Annotated in this window: 17 protein-coding genes; 9 read left to right on the plus strand and 8 right to left on the minus strand. The window is 65.0% G+C overall.

Going from position 1 to position 18,264, the window contains the following annotated elements:
* Positions 1 to 121 precede the first annotated feature (121 nt).
* The gene (locus ACVIYL_RS12365) at positions 122 to 775 is read right to left on the minus strand and encodes an isochorismatase family protein (RefSeq protein WP_456778672.1); all 654 of its coding nucleotides are present in this window, start codon (positions 773 to 775) and stop codon (positions 122 to 124) included.
* A gap of 148 nt (positions 776 to 923) precedes the next feature.
* Here ACVIYL_RS12365 and ACVIYL_RS12370 point away from each other — a divergent pair, with 148 nt between their 5' ends.
* On the plus strand, positions 924 to 1,874 hold the full coding sequence (locus ACVIYL_RS12370; RefSeq protein WP_456778673.1) for an AraC-like ligand-binding domain-containing protein: 951 nt from the start codon (positions 924 to 926) through the stop codon (positions 1,872 to 1,874).
* A gap of 218 nt (positions 1,875 to 2,092) precedes the next feature.
* Here the strand turns inward: ACVIYL_RS12370 and ACVIYL_RS12375 are convergent, their stop codons facing one another.
* Together ACVIYL_RS12375 and ACVIYL_RS12380 are read right to left on the minus strand one after the other, a co-directional pair.
* A complete protein-coding gene (locus ACVIYL_RS12375; RefSeq protein WP_456778674.1) occupies positions 2,093 to 3,367 on the minus strand; it encodes an NAD(P)/FAD-dependent oxidoreductase in 1,275 nt (424 codons plus the stop codon).
* A 115-nt stretch (positions 3,368 to 3,482) separates the two neighbouring features.
* Entirely contained in the window at positions 3,483 to 4,889 is a 1,407-nt protein-coding gene (locus ACVIYL_RS12380) for an MFS transporter (RefSeq protein ID WP_456778675.1), read from the minus strand.
* Between the two features lie 181 nt (positions 4,890 to 5,070).
* Here ACVIYL_RS12380 and ACVIYL_RS12385 point away from each other — a divergent pair, with 181 nt between their 5' ends.
* Together ACVIYL_RS12385 and ACVIYL_RS12390 are read left to right on the plus strand one after the other, a co-directional pair.
* Entirely contained in the window at positions 5,071 to 5,379 is a 309-nt protein-coding gene (locus ACVIYL_RS12385; protein WP_057019474.1) for a hypothetical protein, read from the plus strand.
* Positions 5,380 to 5,414: 35 nt separating this feature from the next.
* Positions 5,415 to 6,311 carry a sigma-70 family RNA polymerase sigma factor gene (locus ACVIYL_RS12390; RefSeq protein WP_456778676.1) on the plus strand — a complete coding sequence of 299 codons (897 nt, stop codon included), beginning with the start codon at positions 5,415 to 5,417 and terminating at the stop codon, positions 6,309 to 6,311.
* Between the two features lie 222 nt (positions 6,312 to 6,533).
* On the opposite strand, the gene ACVIYL_RS12395 is transcribed toward ACVIYL_RS12390, so the two are convergent.
* Positions 6,534 to 7,082 carry a DUF805 domain-containing protein gene (locus ACVIYL_RS12395; RefSeq protein WP_456778677.1) on the minus strand — a complete coding sequence of 183 codons (549 nt, stop codon included), beginning with the start codon at positions 7,080 to 7,082 and terminating at the stop codon, positions 6,534 to 6,536.
* Positions 7,083 to 7,475: 393 nt separating this feature from the next.
* On the opposite strand from ACVIYL_RS12395, the gene ACVIYL_RS12400 reads away from it, so the two are divergent.
* The 5 genes from ACVIYL_RS12400 to ACVIYL_RS12420 all read left to right on the plus strand — a co-directional run bounded on the left by ACVIYL_RS12400 (position 7,476) and on the right by ACVIYL_RS12420 (position 12,251).
* Entirely contained in the window at positions 7,476 to 8,648 is a 1,173-nt protein-coding gene (locus tag ACVIYL_RS12400) for an ABC transporter substrate-binding protein (protein WP_456778678.1), read from the plus strand.
* 233 nt (positions 8,649 to 8,881) lie between these two features.
* On the plus strand, positions 8,882 to 9,799 hold the full coding sequence (locus tag ACVIYL_RS12405) for a branched-chain amino acid ABC transporter permease (RefSeq protein WP_456778679.1): 918 nt from the start codon (positions 8,882 to 8,884) through the stop codon (positions 9,797 to 9,799).
* Positions 9,796 to 10,743, plus strand: a complete 948-nt coding sequence (locus ACVIYL_RS12410; protein ID WP_375162573.1) for a branched-chain amino acid ABC transporter permease — start codon at positions 9,796 to 9,798, stop codon at positions 10,741 to 10,743. Before ACVIYL_RS12405 ends, ACVIYL_RS12410 begins: the two co-directional genes overlap by 4 nt.
* A gap of 4 nt (positions 10,744 to 10,747) precedes the next feature.
* Positions 10,748 to 11,515, plus strand: coding sequence for an ABC transporter ATP-binding protein (locus tag ACVIYL_RS12415; RefSeq protein WP_456781814.1), 768 nt, complete (start codon positions 10,748 to 10,750; stop codon positions 11,513 to 11,515).
* Between the two features lie 7 nt (positions 11,516 to 11,522).
* On the plus strand, positions 11,523 to 12,251 hold the full coding sequence (locus ACVIYL_RS12420; RefSeq protein WP_225649425.1) for an ABC transporter ATP-binding protein: 729 nt from the start codon (positions 11,523 to 11,525) through the stop codon (positions 12,249 to 12,251).
* A 132-nt stretch (positions 12,252 to 12,383) separates the two neighbouring features.
* On the opposite strand, the gene ACVIYL_RS12425 is transcribed toward ACVIYL_RS12420, so the two are convergent.
* Positions 12,384 to 13,220 (minus strand): IS5 family transposase, encoded by an 837-nt coding sequence (locus ACVIYL_RS12425; protein WP_225164260.1) that lies wholly within the window; start codon positions 13,218 to 13,220, stop codon positions 12,384 to 12,386.
* 115 nt (positions 13,221 to 13,335) lie between these two features.
* Positions 13,336 to 13,911: a TetR/AcrR family transcriptional regulator gene (locus tag ACVIYL_RS12430; protein ID WP_456778680.1), complete on the minus strand. Its 576-nt coding sequence runs from the start codon at positions 13,909 to 13,911 to the stop codon at positions 13,336 to 13,338.
* A 121-nt stretch (positions 13,912 to 14,032) separates the two neighbouring features.
* Between ACVIYL_RS12430 and ACVIYL_RS12435 the strand changes: the two genes are divergently transcribed.
* Positions 14,033 to 15,130, plus strand: coding sequence for an enolase C-terminal domain-like protein (locus ACVIYL_RS12435; RefSeq protein ID WP_456778681.1), 1,098 nt, complete (start codon positions 14,033 to 14,035; stop codon positions 15,128 to 15,130).
* A gap of 130 nt (positions 15,131 to 15,260) precedes the next feature.
* On the opposite strand, the gene ACVIYL_RS12440 is transcribed toward ACVIYL_RS12435, so the two are convergent.
* Together ACVIYL_RS12440 and ACVIYL_RS12445 are read right to left on the minus strand one after the other, a co-directional pair.
* Positions 15,261 to 16,697: a glutamine synthetase family protein gene (locus ACVIYL_RS12440; protein ID WP_092078531.1), complete on the minus strand. Its 1,437-nt coding sequence runs from the start codon at positions 16,695 to 16,697 to the stop codon at positions 15,261 to 15,263.
* Between the two features lie 135 nt (positions 16,698 to 16,832).
* Positions 16,833 to 18,191 carry an aromatic ring-hydroxylating dioxygenase subunit alpha gene (locus ACVIYL_RS12445; protein WP_456778682.1) on the minus strand — a complete coding sequence of 453 codons (1,359 nt, stop codon included), beginning with the start codon at positions 18,189 to 18,191 and terminating at the stop codon, positions 16,833 to 16,835.
* Positions 18,192 to 18,264 lie beyond the last annotated feature (73 nt).

The raw sequence follows: 18,264 nt of genomic DNA on the forward strand, positions 1-18,264 counted from the left end.
GCGCGGCGGGTGAGGGGGACCCTCCGCGAATTGCGCTCGTGGACGCAGCCCCTCACCACGACCCTCTAAGAGCGAGCTTCGCTCGTCTCGACCCCGTAAGAACGGGGAGAGGGAGGAGAACCTACGCCGCCTTCGAACCCGCCACCTTCACCCGCGCCAGCATCTCGGCCGCCGTCATCACATGTGCCGTTGAGAATGCGAGGATCGTCAGCGTGGCGCGGTGTACTTCGTCGGCGGACAGCGCGCCCTGGCCGACATCGGGATAGTCGAACGTGCCGGTCGCGTCCGACAGGAAGACCACCTTGCAATTGTGGAACATGGCGTCGCGCGCGGTGGCGTGGCAGCAGTTCTCGGTCGTGGTCCCCGAAATGATCACCGTGGTGATGCCCCATTCACGCAGGATGAGATCGAGATCGGTGGCGAAGAACGCGCTGTAGCGGTGCTTCTTGATGACGTGCTCGCCGGGGGCGGGGGCGAGGTCGTTGAAGATCTCGACGCCCTCGGTGCCGTCGACCAGCGACGACCGGTCGGCGATCGGCGAATAGAGATCGTCATAGAGTCCCATGTCGCTGCCGTCGCGGCGATGCACATGCGCGGTGTAGATGACGCGGATGCCCTTGTCCCGGCAGGCCTTCAGGGTCTGCGCCAGCCGCGGCACCATGGCGGCGGCCTGCGCCGAACGCAGCTTGGCGCCCTCGGCCACGAAATCGTTCTGCATGTCGACGACGATCATGACGGTTCGCGCCGGATCGATGATTTCGCATTGGTAGCCCATGTGGTGTCTCCTCCTGGTGAGAGACAATTTCTACGCCGGTTCCCGCGATCGTTCTTGGCTACGCCGGCCAGTCGCTGGTCTCTGCTTGCCAGAAGGGAGGGCTGGACGCAGAATGTCCCGCTGCCGGGTTGGGCGGGAGCAAGGTCCGATGCAGACCCCAGATCACACAATCGTCGCGCAAACGCTTGTCGCGCCGGGTGACAGTTTCGACCGCTGGCATCACGTCACCTGCCGCGAATTCTCGCTGACCGAATGCCGCCGCGTCGCCGACGAGGCGTTCCAGGCGTCGATCTCGATTCGCCATCTCGGCCCGCTTGCCATCAACGACATCTGGTCGTCGACGCCGGCCGCCGACCGCATCCGGGTGATGCGCAGCGCGAGCGACGTCCGCAGGGATCCGCGCGACTATTTCATGCTGTGGCTCACGCTGCGCGGCGAGGTCAGCTTCGCCCAGGGCGGCCGCGACGTGCGCATGCGCCGGGGCGATCTGATGCTGCATGACCAGGCGCAGCCGTTCACGCTCGAATTCGCCCCGAGCGCGCGCGCGATCATGGTGTCGATCCCGCGGCCGCTGCTGCTCGCACGCCTGCCGGATGCGCAGCGCCTGACGGCGCGGCGGGTCGGCAACGCGTCGAAAGTGGGAGCGCTGGCGGGATCGCTGATCCGCCGGCTGACGCGGCTCGATGACGCGGCCGGACCTGCGGCGATACGGCTTGGCGCGGCGGCGCTCGATATTTTCGCAACGACGCTGCAGACCGAGCTGACGGACGACGGGCTCCAGCGCGGCGACGAAAGGCTGGCGCGGGTCAAGGCCTACATGCTGGCCAATCTCGACGATCCCGGGCTCGATCTCGATGCGATCGCCACCGCGCAGAACATGGCGCCGCGCACGCTCAATCGCCTGTTCGCGCGCGAAGGCACGACGCCGATCCGCTGGCTGTGGCAGCAGCGCCTTGCCGGCGCCTATCAGGCGCTGGCCGAACGGCGCTTCAGCCATGTCACCGATGTCGCGCTGAGCTTCGGCTTCAGCGACGTCTCGCATTTCAGCCGAGCCTTCAAGGCCGCCTTCGGCCGCTCGCCGCATCAGGTGATGGGGTGAGAATGCGTACAGCGCTGAGAGGCTAAGACAGCTTGTTATCCGTCATCCTGAGGTGCGAGCCTTGCGGCGCAATTGCGGCGCTGGGCGAGCCTCGAAGGATGTACGGCCACTAGCGGGGCCGTCGATCCTTCGAGACGCGCGTGCCGCGCTCCTCCAGCGACAAAGGCGGAGCCTTTGCGCGGGGATGACGGATAACAGGTTAGCGTAGTGCCGAGTACCTACTGCGCGACCTTGCTGCTGCCTTGCGTGATCAGCCGTGCGGCGCGCTGGTCGCGGGTGTGGATCCAGAGCCAGTTCATCGCCACCGCAATCCGATGCCGCACGCCGATCAGGAAGTAGATGTGGGCGAGGCCCCAAATCCACCATGCCAGAGAGCCGCGCAGCTTGAGCCAGCCGAAATCGATCACCGCCTTCTTCTTGCCGATCTGGGCGAGGCTGCCGGCATGCTTGTAGCGGAACGGCGGCAGTGTCTTGCCGTCGAGCCGGGCCTTGATCAGTGCGGCGACATAGCGCCCCTCCTGCTTGGCGGCCGGCGCGATGCCGGGCACCGGATTGCCGTCGGGGTCCTTGATCGTGACGGTGTCGCCGACGGCGAAGACATCGGGATGGCCCGGCACGGTCAGATCCGGCTCGACCTGCAGCCGATGGGCGCGATCGGCCGGCGCGTTCAGCCATTCGGCGGCGCGCGAGGCGCGCACGCCGGCGGCCCAGACGATGGTGCGCGCCTCCAGCCTCTTGCCGCCGAACACGACGCCGTCGGCCGAGCATTCGGTGACCGGCTCGCCCAGCATCACCTCGACGCCGAGCCTTTCCAGCGACGCTTGCGCATAGGCCGAGAGATCGTCGGGGAAGCCGGCCAGCACGCGCGGGCCGGCCTCGATCAGCACCACGCGCGCCTTGCGCGTGTCGATGTGACGGAAGTCTTGCGGCAGCGTGTCCTTGGCGAGGTCGGCGATGGTGCCGGCCATCTCGACGCCGGTCGGGCCGGCGCCGATGATGACGAAGGTCAGCAGCGCCGCGCGCTTGTCCGGATCGGTCTCGCGCTCGGCGCGCTCGAAGGCGACCAGGATGCGCCGCCGCAGCGTCGTGGCGTCCTCCAGCGTCTTGAGGCCCGGCGCGAACGGCTCCCATTCGTCGTGGCCGAAATAGGCGTGGCGGGCGCCGGTGGCGAGGACCAGCGTGTCGTAGGGAATGCCGCCGCCGTCGTCGAGTTGCACCTGCTTCGCCGCGGCATCGACGCCGCAGACATTGGCGAACAGCGTCGTCACCTCGGGCCGGTCGCGCAAGAGATATCGGATCGGCCAGGCGATCTCGCTGGTGGCAAGCGAAGCAGTCGCGACCTGATAGAGCAGCGGCTGGAACAGATGGTGGTTGCGACGGTCGATCAGCGTGATCTCGACCGGCGCCCCTCTGAGACCGAAAGCGGCTTCCAGGCCGCCGAAGCCGGCGCCGACGATCACCACGCGATGAGGTTTGGCCGGCGCTTGCGTCATCTGATGTCGCTCCCGGTTTCGAACGGCTTCGTCGTTTGATTATGTATTCATTCGCAGCCCCATTCCAACACGAAATGCCCGATCGCCCGATAGCAAAACCCAATCGCCGCAAGCTTCACGCATCCTGCGGCGCGGCCGCGGCCACGGCCCGCCGCCGCATCGGCAGGAACAGTCCCGCGACCGCGCCGGCGAATGACAGCGTTGCGGCAAGGCTCATCGCCGACGCGAATCCACTTGTGAAATGACCGGATGAATCGGCTGCGCCATTGGCGGAGAAGCTCGCTACCAGCGCCGCGATACCGAACATGCCGCCGAGGAAGCGGCCCATGTTGAAGACGCCCGACGCCTTGCCCATCTCGCTGACGGCGACCGCACCCAGCACCGCGTTCTGCGCGGCCGGCATTGCCATCGACACGCCGACGCCGGCAAGCACCAGCGGCGCGACCAGCGCCGAATAGGGCACTGCGGGGCTCACGATCTCGCTGATCCATCCGAGCCCGATCGCCTGCATCAGCAGGCCGGTGACGACCAGTGTGCGCTCGCCGAACCGGTTGACCGCGGCGCCGGCGATCGGCGCGGTGACGAACAGCGTCGCCGTCCACGGAAGCAAACGCAGCCCGGCGCCGAAGGCGTCGAAGCCGAGCGCGATCTGCAGGAACTGCGGCAGCAGGAACAGCACGCCATACATCGCGGCGTAGAACAGCACGCTTGCGGCCATGCCCGATGCAAACGGCCTCGCCGCGAACAACCGCATCGGCACCATCGGGCTGATGGCGCGCAGCTCCCACAGCACGAACGTCACGGCCAGCGCGACGCCGGCGATCAGCGCGCCCGTCACTTCCGCGCTGGCCCAGCCGACGCCGTTGCCGCGCAGCAGGCCCCAGACCAGCGCCAGCGCCGCGAGCGCGACCAGCGTGAGGCCGGCAATGTCGAGCGGTGCTGGCGGCCCGAAGCTTTCGCGCAGGCGGGCGATCACGAGGGCGATCGCGACCAGGCCGACCGGCAAGTTGATCCAGAAAATCCAGCGCCAGCCGAGATGTTCGGTGATGAAGCCGCCGACCGCGGGACCGATGATCAACGCGCATCCGGTGATGCCGCTGAAAATGCCGAGCGCGCGGGCGCGCTCCTCCCGGCCGAACGCGCCGCTCAGGATCGCCATCGCCAGCGGCATCACCAGCGCCGCGCCCGCGCCCTGCAGGGCGCGCGCGGCGATCAGGGCCGCGGCGTTGCCGGCCAGCGCGCAGGCCGCCGACGCCACGACGAACAGGCCGATCCCGGCCGCGAACATCCTGCGCCGCCCGAACCGGTCGCCGAGCGCCGCGCCGGTCAGAAGCAGCACCGCGAAGGTCAGGTTGAAGGCGTTGACGGTCCACTGCAGCGTCTCCACGGCGCTTCCGAAATCGGCGCGGATGGTGGCGAAGGCCGTGGTCATGATCATGGCGTCGAGCGCCATCATGAAGGATGCCAGCGCGGTGAGGCCGAGCACCCAGCGCTGTTCGGCGCGCTCTCGAGGGGTCTGCATGGTCGTTCTCCGTTGCCGCGCCGCGAGATTGCGGCGCGCTTCGCCGGCAAGGACGAACCGGAACAGGCAAAGGATGCGGCCGAAGTTTATTTTTGCCGGACCGCATCCTTTGGCGGTTCGCAAACGTCCTTGGGTCTGAGGCGGCCGGTTCAGGCCGCAGAACCAGGCCAAGGAGGCTGCGATGAGACGGACCCTGATCAGGTACAAGGCGAAGCCGGAGATGGCGGAGAAGAATGCCGCGCTGGTGTCGGCCGTGTTCGCTGAGCTGAAGGCGGCGAGGCCCGACGGCGTGCGCTATCTGACCCTGCGGCTGGAGGACGATACCTTCATCCACATGGTCGAGACCACGGCCGAGGACGGTTCGAGCCCGATCCCGAAACTGGCCGCGTTCCAGGCGTTCCAGGACGGCATCCGCGATCGTTGCGCCGAGCCGCCGCTGGTTCGCAGTGCGGTGATTGTCGGGAATTATCGTATGCTGGATGAGCCGTGAACCGGCGGGCAGTGCACCGATCTGGCGGAGCCATCATGACGTCACCACACCAAGCGCCGGCCGCGACCGACGTCGACGCGCTGTTGGCGGCGATGCGGCCAAGGCTGCATCGCTACTGCGCCCGAATGGTCGGATCTGTCATCGACGGCGAGGATGTGCTGCAGGACGCGCTGATCAAGGCGGTGGAAGCCTTCGGGTCCGCCGCGCCGATCCAGAATCCGCAAGCCTGGCTGTTCCGGATCGCGCACAACACCGCGCTCGATTTCCTCAGGCGGCGCAACCGCCAGGAAGCGCTCCACGCGCCGGAGGAGGTGGACATGATGGCCGGAGAGCTTGATGACGTCGGCCGCCGCGAGATCGCCGCGACCAGCCTGCGCACCTTCATGCGCCTGCCGGTGGCGCAGCGTTCCAGCGTGATCCTGATGGATGTGCTCGGCTGCTCCCTGCAGGAGATCTGCGGCATCATGGATTTCAGCCTGCCCGCGGTGAAAGCCGCGCTGCACCGTGGACGCACGCAGCTGCGCGAGTTTGCCGCCGAGCCGGACGACGCGCCGCGGCCCGGCCTGTCGCCGGCCGATCGCGTCAGGCTCAACGCCTATGTCAGCCATTTCAACGCCCGCGACTTCGACGCCATCCGCGCCATGATCGCCGATGACATCAGGCTCGAGCTCGTCAACCGCACGCGGCTGAACGGCAAGGCCGAGGTGTCGCGCTACTTCGGCAATTATTCGAAGATCGACGACTGGCACCTGGTGACCGGACAGGTCGAGGGACTCCCCGCGATCTTGGTGTTCGATCCGAACGCACAGGGCGCGCCGCCGCGATCGTTCATGCTGCTCGACTGGTCGGCCGACAAGGTCGCGACGATCAGGGATTTCCGCCACGCGTCCTATGCGATCGACGGCGCCGAATGGGCGGTGGACAAGGGGTGATCGGCTTTCGCCCCAGCCTTTGGCTCAGTGATCGCGCCACAAACTCCGCGCCGTCCCGGACAAGCCAACGGGTGGGCGCGAAGCGCCGCCCGATGACAGGCTCCGCGCGATCCGGGACCCATAACCACGAATGGCAATTGGTGTGCGATGCTGGGGCCACAGCTCGCTTCGACAACGCAGGACGGTGGTTATGGGTCCCTGCTTTCGCAGGGACGACAGCTGCTACCGCGTCTTTCCGCCGAACTCGCCGTTGGCGATCCGCGCGACGCGGCTGCCGCCTGCGGCCGGCGTACTGCGTCTTTCGAACGGGCCATCGCCGCCGGTCTCGCGCGGCGATGGCGGGGCTTCTTCGTAATAGCCGCCGCTCCGCCAGACCAGCAGGACGATGTTCATTGCGCCATTGACGGCGGCGCCGACCACCGTTTCGGTGTGCTGATAGGTCAGCGCATATTCGGGAAATCGTCCGGCAATCGCCCTGTCGAGCACAAGGAGGGCGATCCATGCCGCCATCACGCAGACCGGATCCCAGCCCATGTCGCGCACCCGCATCGATTGCAGCATGAAGCAGATGACGAGCATGCCGTAGAAGGCAATGACCAGCACGGAGTTGCTCGATGCCTGCGCCAGCAGCACGTCCATACTGCCGCTCGCCGGTGCGTTGCCGGTGACGCCGTAGACCAGCATCATGAAGCCGAGGCCCACCACGAAGGTGCAGAAGAAGAAAGCCAGTCGGCCCATCCGGGCATTGAAGCCGAAGATGTAATTCAGCATGTGACGCACCCCTTTGGCGGCAGCGTCGGCCAGGGATGCTTTCCGGACCATGAAGCCCGCAGGCGCTTGCCGGCCTGTGGTTTCCGGGTGCTTTACCGGATCGTTAAAGCCTGCTGCAGTGCGGGCGTGGGTCGTTGCGGAAGGCCGGTGCCTGCGACAATCGTTGCCCACGCAACCGGCATTATATTTCTTGCCATGGTCGATTTAGACGAATTATGATGCAAGGTGCTGGGGTATGCGCCGAAGGTTCTAAGTCAGCGCCGTCGGTTCATGCTTGCTGCAGACTTGCGATATCGCGCACAAAATACGTCACAGAACGACGCGCGCAAAGCGTGACCCCCGGGCCCTCGTGATCGAGCCTCGTGGGATCTTTGGTTGAGGAGGGGAGTGAATATGAAAACGGCATTTTGGCTGGCAGGCGCCATGGCTGTGGCGCTGGCGCAGCCCGCGACGGCGGCTGACAGCATCAAGATCGGCTTCGTCTCGACCTTCAGTGGTCCGACCGCTGTGATCGGCAACGACATGCGCAATTCCTTCGAGCTCGCGCTCGACCATCTCGGCCGCAAGATTGACGGCAAGCCAGTCGAGGTGATCTACGAGGACGACCAGCAGAAGCCGGATGTCGGCAAGCAGAAGACCGAGAAGCTGGTGCAGTCCGACAAGGTCGACTTCATCGTCGGCTACATCTGGTCGAACGTGCTGCTGGCGTCGCTGAAGACCGCCGTCGATTCCAAGACCTTCCTGATCTCGGCCAATGCCGGTCCGTCGCAACTCGCCGGCGAACTGTGCTCGCCTTACGTGTTCTCGACCTCCTGGCAGAATGACCAGACCCCACAGGCGGTCGGCACCTACATGAACCAGAAGGGCGTCAAGTCGGTGTTCCTGATCGGCCCGAACTACGCCGCGGGCAAGGACATGCTGGCCGGCGTCAAGAGCACGTTCAAGGGCCAGGTCGTCGGCGAGGAATATACGGTGTGGCCGAGCCAGCTCGACTTCTCCGCCGAACTCACCAAGGCGAAGAACTCCAAGGCCGAGTCGATCTTCGTGTTCTATCCGGGCGCGGCCGGGGTGCAGTTCCTGAACCAGTATGCGCAGGCCGGCATCAAGCAGCAGATCCCGCTCTACACTGCGTTCACCATCGACGAATTGTCGCTGCCGTTGCAGAAGGACAATGCGCTCGGCGTTCCCGGTGCGCAGCAATGGGTCAACGACCTGCCCAACGAGGAGAACAAGAAGTTCGTCGCCGACTACCGCAAGAAGTATCCGGGCTTGCGGCCGACCTTCTACGGCGCACAGTCCTACGACGCTGCCAACCTCATCGACAGCGCCGTGGTCGCGGTGAAGGGCGACCTGACGAAGAAGGACGCAATGAAGGCCGAGATGGAGAAGGTGAACTTCAAATCGGTGCGCGGACCGTTCAAGTACGGCAACAACCACATTCCGATCCAGAACTTCTATCTGCAGGACGTGGTCAAGGATGCCGAGGGCCAGCTGTCGCTGAAGACGGTCGCGACCATCGTCAAGGACGACCAGGACCGCTTCCACGACAAGTGTCCGATGAAGTGATTGTCGGGCGTCTTTTTGGCGCGCGGCTTGCTTCTCTTTACCTCGCCCCGCTCTTGCGGGGAGAGGTCAATCGCGAAGCGATTGGGTGAGGGGCTCTTTCATTCGGTTTGCGGAAAGAGCCCCTCACCCCAACCCTCTCCCCGCAAGAGCGGGGCGAGGGAGAACCCGCAATGTGCAATGCGGCGGCGTGCTTGCGCTGCCGCTGTTTTGTTTCAGCCCGGTATGAAGGATCCATGTATCTCGTCGTCGAACAACTGCTGAACGGCCTGCAATTCGGTCTCCTGCTGTTCCTGCTGGCGGCCGGGCTGACGCTGGTGTTCGGCATCATGGACTTCGTCAATCTGGCGCACGGCTCGCTCTACATGATGGGCGCCTATTTCGCGGCGACCTTCGTGGCCTGGACCGGCAGCTTCGTGCTCGGCGCGCTGATGGCGCTGGGCGCCACGCTGCTGCTCGGCATCGTGCTGGAATATGTCGCGCTTAGGCATCTCTATGGCCGCGACCATCTCGACCAGGTGCTGGCGACGTTCGGTCTGATCCTGTTCTTCAACGACGCTGTCCGGCTGGTCTGGGGCCCGGCGGGCCTCGCGCTGCCGCTGCCGGCCTGGCTCACCGTGCCGGTGCAGATCATTCCCGGCGTTTACTATCCGGCCTACCGCCTCATGATCATCGTGGTCGCGCTGGCGGTCGCAGCAATGCTCTATCTCGTCGTGATGCGTACCCGCATCGGCATGCTGATCCGCGCCGGGGCCTCCAACCGCGAGATGATCGGGGCGCTCGGCATCAACATCAAGCTGCTGTTCACGCTGGTGTTCGGCCTTGGCGCGGCGCTCGCCGGCCTCGCCGGGCTGATGCAGGCACCGATCCTCACCGTGCAGATCGGCATGGGCGAGAACATCCTGATCCTGGCCTTCGTCATCATCGTGATCGGCGGCATCGGCTCGATCCGCGGCGCGTTCATGGCCGCGATCTTCGTCGGCATCATCGACACGATGGGCCGCGCCTTCCTGCCGGACCTGCTGCGCAAGGTGCTGAGCGGGGCGGCGGCGTCCACCGCGGCGCCGGCGCTGTCCTCGATGCTGATCTACCTCCTGATGGCCATCATCCTTGTGCTGCGGCCCGAGGGGCTGTTCCCGGCGGCCAAACGATGATGCGAAAGCTCAACGTCTCCAATGCGGTCGCGGCGCTGATGTGTGCCGCCCTGATGCTGCTGCCGCTCTATTCGGCGGTCACGGGCAATATCTTCATCCTCACGCTGTTCACCCGGATCGTGATCTTCGCGCTCGCCGCCGCGAGCCTCAATCTGATCATGGGCTATGGCGGCATGATGAGCTTTGGCCACGCCGCCTATCTCGGCATCGGCGGCTATGCCGTCGGCATCCTCGCCGCCGAGGGGGTCGGCTCCGGCTTCATCCAGTGGCCGGTGGCGCTCGCCGTCTCGGCGCTGTTTGCGCTGCTGATCGGCGCGCTCTCGCTGCGCACCCGCGGCGTCTACTTCATCATGATCACGCTGGCCTTTGCGCAGATGGCCTACTACATCGCCTCCGCGCTGTCGCGCTACGGCGGCGACGACGGGCTCACCGTCTACAAGCGCAGCGATTTCGCCGGTCTGATCAACCTGTCGGATCGCAACCAGTTCTATTACCTCTGCCTGGCCTGCCTGTTCGGCGGCCTTTATCTGATCTGGCGCATCGTCAATTCGCGCTTCGGCCTCGTGGTGCAGGGCGTCCGCTCCAACGAGCAGCGCATGCAGGCGATCGGCTTCCATGCCAACCGCTACCGCCTGGTCTGCTTCGTGATATCAGGCACGATCTGCGGCCTGGCCGGCGCGCTGCTTGCCAACAACACCGATTTCGTCAGCCCCGCCGTGATGTACTGGACCCGCTCCGGCGATCTCATGGTGATGGTGATCCTCGGCGGCATGGGCTCGCTGTTCGGTCCCGTCATCGGCGCGATCGTCTATCTCCTGCTCGAGGAGCTGCTGTCGCAGTTCACCGAATATTCGGGGCTGATTCTGGGCCCGGTGCTGCTCCTGATCGTGCTGTTCGCGCGCGGCGGCATCATGGGCCTGCTCGGGAGGATGCGCCGTGGCTGATTCCTTGCCTGATCCCTTGCTCCGCGTCGACAATCTGGTCCGCCGCTTCGGCGGCATCACCGCGACCGACAACCTCTCGATGGAGGTGGTGCCAGGCGAATTGCACGCCATCATCGGCCCCAACGGCGCCGGTAAGACCACGCTGATCAGCCAGCTCACCGGGCAGGTGATGCCGAACTCCGGCACCATCCGCTTCGCCGGCCGCGACGTGACGAACCTGCCGTCCTACAAGCGGAGCCGGCTCGGGCTGGCGCGCTCGTTCCAGATCACCTCGCTGCTGAAGGATTTCTCCGCGATCGACAATGTCGCGCTGGCGGCGCAGGCGCATGACGGCCACTCGTTCCGCTTCTGGGGCAATGCGCGCAAGGAGCGGCATCTGCGCGAGGCCGCGCGCGCGGCGCTCGAGCGCGTCGGCCTCGGCACGCGCGCCGATATCGTGGTGTCGCAGTTGAGCCATGGCGAGCAGCGCGAGCTCGAGCTCGCGGTCGCGCTCGCCACTAGGCCGCAACTGTTGCTGCTGGACGAGCCGATGGCCGGGCTCGGCGTCACCGAATCGACGCGGATGGTTGCGCTGCTGAAGGAGCTGCGCAAGGAAGTCACCATCGTGCTGGTCGAGCACGACATGGAGGCGGTGTTCGCGCTGGCCGACCGCATCACGGTCTTGGTCTATGGCCGCGTCATCGCCTGCGACGTGCCGGACGCGATCCGCAAGCACGACGAGGTCAAGCGCGCCTATCTCGGCGAACAGCATGCGGTGACGCGCCATGGCTGATACCAGGATGGCTGAAACCAAAACCGCTGAAACCCTGCTTGAGGTCGACGCGATCGAGACCTGCTACGGGCTGAGCCAGGTGCTGTTCGGCCTGTCGCTCCAGATCAAGTCGGGCGAGATGGTCGCGCTGATGGGCCGCAACGGCATGGGCAAGACCACGACGATCCGCTCGATCATGGGCCTGACGCCGGCGCGATCAGGCGCCATCCGCTTCGCCGGCGAGGCGGTGCGCGGCCTGCCGTCCTACAAGATCGCAAAGCTCGGGATCGGCCTGGTGCCGGAAGGCCGCCAGATATTCCCCAACCTCACGGTGCGCGAAAATCTCGTCGCCGCGTCAGGCAATCGCTTCAGTGCCTCCGATCCGTGGACCATCGACAGGATCCACGCGCTGTTTCCGCGGCTCGCCGAACGCACGAATAATATGGGCGTCACGCTGTCCGGCGGCGAGCAGCAGATGCTGGCGATCGGCCGCGCGCTGATGACCAATCCGAAATTGCTGATCCTCGACGAGGCGACCGAGGGTCTTGCGCCCCTGATCCGCGACGAGATCTGGAGCTGCCTGTCGATGCTGAAGGAGCGCGGGCAGTCGGTGCTGGTGATCGACAAGAACGTCGGAAACCTCGCCCGCATCGCCGACCGCCATTACATCATCGAGCGCGGCCGCACCGTGTGGAGCGGCACCAGCGGGGAGCTGATCGCCGAGCCGGATCTGCAGCACAAGTATCTGGGGATTTGAGCAGCAAGCATTGCCGTATCGCCGTCATCCTGAGGAGCCTGCGTAGCAGGCGTCTCGAAGGATCGATGGCCCGGCTGGTGGCCGTGCATCCTTCGAGACGCGCTACCCGCTCCTCAGAGTCTGACTCATAAATCACCCAACCTTAGCTGCAGCCGCGAGTCTGCGGGTCAGGAGCCTGATGTGTGCAATCAGCAGCCAGGCAGCTTCGGTTGCCACCGTCGCCTCGAAGTCCTTGGCGAGGCGGCGGCATCTGCCGAACCAAGCGAATGTGCGTTCAACCACCCACCGCCTCGGCAGAAGCTGGAAGCCTTTGACGCCTTGAGGCCGCTCGACGATCTCGACAGTCCATGGACCGCAGTCTGAGAGCGCGTCGAGGAGTTGATTTCCGCGGTAGATCCGGTCGGCAAAGACGTGGCGCAGCCGGGGGAAGTTCATCCGCACGTTCTTCAGCAGCGGTACGGCGCCATGGCAGTCCTGAACGTTGGCCGGATGAACATGAACCCCGAGGAGGAGGCCATTGGTATCCGTCACGATATGCCGCTTGCGGCCGTAGATGCGCTTGCCTGCATCGTAGCCGCGCGGTCCGCCAGCTTGCGTGGTCGGCGCACTTTGACTGTCGATCACGGCTGCCGTCGGCTTCGGTGTCCGTCCAAGCTTTTTTCGCGCCCGTCGGACAAGCACGCTGACAATCCTCTGCCACCGGCCTGTATCCCGCCATCTATAAAAATAGCCCTGCACCGTCGAATAGGGCGGGAACTCCTGCGGCAACGCCCGCCACTGGCAGCCGGTCGAAACGATATAGAGGATCGCTTCGATCACACGACGCAGCTCCGTCTTACGCGGCCGGCCGCGCCGGTTCGCTCGCGGCAACAGGCGTCTGATCAGCGCCCACTCCGCATCGGTCATATCGCTTGCATAACGCAGATCGTCCCGCCGATATTGCTCCCGAGTGATCTTGGTCCAGGGCATCGTGCTCTCCCTCGAATCTTTGCAAATCCGATGGAATCACACCCCACTGAGATCACTCACCCATTTTTCAGTCAGGCTCTCAGGATGACGGATCAGAGAGGCGGGCTGCCGCGGCTTACCGTGAAGAGCTTCGCAGCAGTCGTTTCGCTGCGTCGGCCGCTGCTGCGGCATAGGCGCGATCGCCATGCACCAGCATCAGGGAGATCGCGCCCTCGGACAGCAGCCAGATCTCGCGCGCACGGCGGTGAGCGTCGCGGACACCGGCCCGCTTCAGCAGCGCGCCGAGATGGGTTTCGAGCAAGGCCTTGTGCCGGCGCGCAATTGCGCGTGCGGGATGGCCAGGGAGATCGGCCAGCTCGATGACCAGCCTGGTGAATCCCGAGCCGGCCCATCGCGGCCTGTCCGCCCAGACCGCCAGGTCGCGGAACAGACCGTCGATGATCGCCGCCGGCGAGCCGGACAGCTTGTCGCCGAACGTCGCGAACGCGGCCAAGGCCAGTTCGTTCTGAGCTTCGAGCACGAAGGCGAGCAGCTGATCCTTGCTTTGAAAATGATTGTAGAGCGTGCGCTTCGTCACCCTCGTCGCCGATGCGATTTCGTCCATGCTCACGCGGCTATATCCGCGCTGGCGAAACAGGACGTATGCGGCAGCAAGGATGCGCCGCCGTGTCGGTTCTGCAGATCGCGCCATGCAGTCACCTCTTAACTATACCGAGTAGTGAATTTACATCGGTTGAAAAACCAATTGGAATGGCTTCCGGGATTTTTCGGCCCGCGCCAGTCAGCTTCCTCGCGCTGCGAAAGTCATTGCCATGCCCGATTCGTTGACGCTCAGAGAAATCAAAGCTCGTCCGGTGGTGCTCAAGCTGAAGTGGCCCGTGGTCGCGCGCATTGTCACGATATCGGAGTGGCCGCTCGTCCTCATCGATCTGGTGACGGAGGAGGGCATTATCGGGCGAAGCTATCTCGAGCCTTACATCGTGAAATCGCTGCGATATCTGGTTCCGGCGTTGCATGATCTCGGCGAATTGCTCAGAGGTCGGAGCGTGGCGCCTGTCGAGTTGTTCGAGGCGGCGCGCAAATCGCTTCACTTTGTCGGCTATGAGGGATTGTCGATGATCGCGGCGTCGGGCCTCGACATGGCCGCGTGGGACGCGTTGGCGAAAGCCGCAAACAAGCCGCTGTGCGTGCTGTTGGGGGCGACGGTCGGCGCCGTGAGATCCTACAACAGCAACGGCCTTTGGCTGAAGGAGCCGGCCGCCGTCGCGGCCGAGGCTTTGGAATTGCGCGACGAAGGAGGGTTCTCAGCCCTGAAATTGCGCCTCGGTAGAAGCGATCCGCGCGAGGATCTGACGACCCTCGACGCCGTTCGAAAAGCAGTCGGGGATCGGATGCATTTGATGGTGGACTACAACCAGGGGCTAAATCTCGCCGAAGCCATCGAGCGGTGCCATGCGATCGATGATTATGGCCTCGACTGGATCGAAGAGCCTGTCGTCTATGACAATCTCGATGGACACGCCCAACTGGCGGCGGAGCTGAAGACGCCGATCCAGATCGGCGAGAACTTCTATGGTCCGAGGGAGATGCATAAGGCGATCGCGAGAAAGGCCTGCGACCTGGTGATGCCGGATTTCATGCGCATCGGAGGAGTGACGGGCTGGATGCGGGCGGCTGCGATCGCCGGCGCCGCGGGCATCCCCATCTCAACGCATCTTTATCCGGAAGTCGCTGCCCACGTCATGCGCGCGACGGAGGCCGCTCACTGGTTGGAATGGCAGGACTGGGCCGATCCGATTCTTGAACGGCCGTATGAAATCAAGGATGGTCTTTTGCATATTCCCGACACGCCGGGTGTCGGTCTGGAATGGAACGAAGCGGCCGTTGCGGCTCACCTTGCAAGCGTTTAAAGCGCGATGAGATTGGGTTGAATCGTCATCGCGCTTTAGCTCTTTGTTTGAGCATGATCTTTCGGAAAACCGCTTCACACTTTTCCGGATCATGCTCTAGAGCGGCGGAGCGCCTGCGCCGACGCTTCCGTCAAAACATCTCGAAATATTCGCGGTGCTCCCAGTCCGACACCTCGGCCTGGAAGCGTTCGATCTCCGCGTTCTTGATGAAGACGTAATAGTCCACGAACTCCGGCCCGAGCGCCTGGCGGAAGAACGGATCGTCGTTGAGCGCGAACACGGCCTCGCGCAGCGACTTCGGCAACAGCGCGGCCTTGGCCTCGTAGGGCGTGTCGGCCGACGGGCCGGGGTCGAGCTTGCGGTCGACGCCGTCGAGGCCGGAGAGGATCTGGCTTGCCATGTAGAGATAGGGATTGGCGGCGGGTTCGCCGATCCGGTTCTCCAGCCGGGTTGCGGGATCGCCGGCGCCGCCGAGCACGCGGATCATAACGCCGCGGTTGTCGCGGCCCCAGATCGCGCGGTCCGGCGCCAGCGAATAGGAGCGGTAGCGCTTGTAGCCGTTGATGGTCGGCGTCGTGAATACGGTCGAGGCCCGCGCGTGCTCGATCAGGCCGGCGAGCCAGGCGCGGCCGAGCGCGCTGAGCGGCTCGCCGGTCTCCTTGGCCATGAAGACGTTCTCGCCATTGGCGCGCGACACCAGCGACTGGTGCAGGTGCCAGCCGCTCGCGAACACGTTCGGCAGCTTCGGCCGGCACATGAAGGTCGCGTGATAGCCGTGGCGGCGCGCGATCTGTTTCACCGCCGAACGAAACAGCACCATGGTGTCGGCCGGCGCGAGCCCGACGGTCGGCGCGAAGGTGAATTCGCACTGGCTCGGGCCGAACTCGACCTCGACCGAGCGCAACGGCAGGTCGAGCGCGATGATGTCGCGGCGGATGATCTCGAGCGCCGGCTCCATCAGGTCGTAGCGCTGCTCGGTGAGGTACTGATAGCCGTGCGACAGCAGGCTGACCGACGGCGGCCGTCCGGGCTGGCCGGCATCCTCCGGCGCCATATGAGCGTCGTCGAGCTTGAACAGATGGAATTCGACCTCGAGGCCGGCGACGAAATCGTAGCCGCGGCTTCCGAGCTGATCGAGCACCTTGCGATAGAGGTTGCGGGTCGCGAACGGCACCGGCCGGCCGTCGCTGAAATGAAGGTCGCAGAGCAGCCAGCCGGTGTTTTGCGCCCAGGGCAGCACGCGGAACGTGGTGGGATCGGCGACCATCAGCACGTCGGCCGCGCCCTCCATCTCCTTCATGCCGAAGCCGCCGCCTGATGTGAACACCGGAAACACCGTCTTGTGCGAGGTGTCCTTGGCGAGCATCGTCGTGGTGATCGAGCAGCCGCCCTCCAGCGAGCGCACCGCTTCGCTGGCGATCAGCGTCTTGCCGCGCAGGATGCCGTGCTGGTCGGGGAACGACAGGCGGATGACTTCGAGGTTCTTCTCCTCGACGATGCGGCGGAGGCGTTGTGCGGCCTCCTTCTGCTCATCCGACCACAGGCCGTGACGCTCGACGAAGCTCACCGCGTCACTCCTTTGTTGCCGTCGTTCCGGGATGGTCCGAAGGACCAGACCACAGATGCGCACTGCGCATCGGGGAACCCCGAGATTCCGGGTTCGGTGCTAGCGCACCGCCCCGGAATGACGATGCCATAACCATCACTCCGCCGCCGTCAGATGATGCACCTTGCCGGCGATCTCGCGCGGCACGGGAGCTGCCCATGGTGCGCCGCGGCGGCGCTTGACGTCGACTTCCATCCAGTAGAGCTCCCAGCCCTGGGTCGGGCCGATGCCGTCCATCGTGGCCGGGCCCTGGATACTGCGCGCGGAGGCGTCGTCGAGGAACAGCATCGGTGTCTGCCCGCCCTCAACCTTCTCGATCTCCTGCCGCAGCAGGCGGCGGTACTGCACGATCGCCTTGTCGCTCTGGCCGAGATGCTCGTTGGTGCGGTCCTGAATCGCCCCCATCGACTCCACCGCCCACTGGTCGTGGACATTGATGTCGGCGCCCATGCCGGTATAGGTCGCGGTCGCCTGCTCGTGAGGATCGAAGCCGTAGTCGTTGCTGCGGTTCTTGCGCGACTTGTAGTCCGGCAGCGTATAGAGCTCGAGCCGCTGGTCGCGCATCTTCTGCTTGTCGACCGGCGCCGCGTAGCTGGTGAAGATCGCATACCAGTAGCAATTCTCGTCATCGACCGGCACGTGCCACTGCGAGATCGTCATCTCGGTCGACATCGGGATCACGAAGCCGTGCGGGAACAGCTGGTTGGTGACGCGCACATGGGTGCGCTCCGCGTCGAGCTCGCGCAGCGCGATCAGGCGCAGGCCGTATTCGGTGTGCTCGACATTGATGATCGGCCGGTCATATTCGCGCAGGATCTTGGTCATCGGCATGTCGCTGCCGGCCGACGCGCCGCGGAATTGCTTGCCGTAGGCGGCCGAGGTGTCCTCGTCCTCGAAGAAGCGGTGCAGAAAAGAGGCGTGCGCCGGATCGATGCCGACTTCGAGCGCCTGCAGCCAGTTGCAGTTCATGTGGCCCTTGAACGCGAACGTATGGCTGCCGGGCGCGACGAAGCAGTCGAGCTCCGGAAAGGCGGGCGGGGCGCCTTCGCCGAGCCAGGCCCACAGGATGCCGCTCTTCTCGACCACGGGATAGGAGCGCTGCCTGATGCCCTTGCAGAGTTGCGAGCCGGCCGGCTCCGCCGGCGTCTCGATGCACTGGCCTGATGTGTCGAACAGCCAGCCGTGGAAGGCGCAGCGCAGCCCGCCATGCTCGAGCCGGCCGAATGCGAGATCGGCGCCGCGATGCGCGCAGTGGCGATCGATCAGCCCGTAGCTTCCGTCCTCGCCGCGGAACAGAACCAGGTTTTCGCCAAGCAGCCGCACCGGCCGAACCGGGCGCGGTCCTTCCAGCTCGTCGACCAGCGCCGCCGGCTGCCAGTAACTCCGCATCAGGCTGCCACACGGGTCCTTGCGGCCGGTGCGGGTGATCAGATCGTTCGCTTCCTGGCTCATCATGGCGCCGTCTCCCGGATTTGGATTTGTTCGCCTATTGAACGAATGTGCGAATTATGCCATGTCTGTTTTGGAC

The sequence above is a fragment of the Bradyrhizobium sp. USDA 3315 genome, from assembly GCF_054056795.1.

What these genes read in the sequence shown, in the direction of transcription:
- ACVIYL_RS12365 (WP_456778672.1), bottom strand. Translation starts at nt 775, where the DNA reads ATGGGCTACCAATGCGAAATCATCGATCCGGCGCGAACCGTCATGATC.
- ACVIYL_RS12370 (WP_456778673.1), top strand. Translation starts at nt 924, where the DNA reads ATGCAGACCCCAGATCACACAATCGTCGCGCAAACGCTTGTCGCGCCG.
- ACVIYL_RS12375 (WP_456778674.1), bottom strand. Translation starts at nt 3,367, where the DNA reads ATGACGCAAGCGCCGGCCAAACCTCATCGCGTGGTGATCGTCGGCGCC.
- ACVIYL_RS12380 (WP_456778675.1), bottom strand. Translation starts at nt 4,889, where the DNA reads ATGCAGACCCCTCGAGAGCGCGCCGAACAGCGCTGGGTGCTCGGCCTC.
- ACVIYL_RS12385 (WP_057019474.1), top strand. Translation starts at nt 5,071, where the DNA reads ATGAGACGGACCCTGATCAGGTACAAGGCGAAGCCGGAGATGGCGGAG.
- ACVIYL_RS12390 (WP_456778676.1), top strand. Translation starts at nt 5,415, where the DNA reads ATGACGTCACCACACCAAGCGCCGGCCGCGACCGACGTCGACGCGCTG.
- ACVIYL_RS12395 (WP_456778677.1), bottom strand. Translation starts at nt 7,082, where the DNA reads ATGCTGAATTACATCTTCGGCTTCAATGCCCGGATGGGCCGACTGGCT.
- ACVIYL_RS12400 (WP_456778678.1), top strand. Translation starts at nt 7,476, where the DNA reads ATGAAAACGGCATTTTGGCTGGCAGGCGCCATGGCTGTGGCGCTGGCG.
- ACVIYL_RS12405 (WP_456778679.1), top strand. Translation starts at nt 8,882, where the DNA reads ATGTATCTCGTCGTCGAACAACTGCTGAACGGCCTGCAATTCGGTCTC.
- ACVIYL_RS12410 (WP_375162573.1), top strand. Translation starts at nt 9,796, where the DNA reads ATGATGCGAAAGCTCAACGTCTCCAATGCGGTCGCGGCGCTGATGTGT.
- ACVIYL_RS12420 (WP_225649425.1), top strand. Translation starts at nt 11,523, where the DNA reads ATGGCTGAAACCAAAACCGCTGAAACCCTGCTTGAGGTCGACGCGATC.
- ACVIYL_RS12425 (WP_225164260.1), bottom strand. Translation starts at nt 13,220, where the DNA reads ATGCCCTGGACCAAGATCACTCGGGAGCAATATCGGCGGGACGATCTG.
- ACVIYL_RS12430 (WP_456778680.1), bottom strand. Translation starts at nt 13,911, where the DNA reads ATGGCGCGATCTGCAGAACCGACACGGCGGCGCATCCTTGCTGCCGCA.
- ACVIYL_RS12435 (WP_456778681.1), top strand. Translation starts at nt 14,033, where the DNA reads ATGCCCGATTCGTTGACGCTCAGAGAAATCAAAGCTCGTCCGGTGGTG.
- ACVIYL_RS12445 (WP_456778682.1), bottom strand. Translation starts at nt 18,191, where the DNA reads ATGATGAGCCAGGAAGCGAACGATCTGATCACCCGCACCGGCCGCAAG.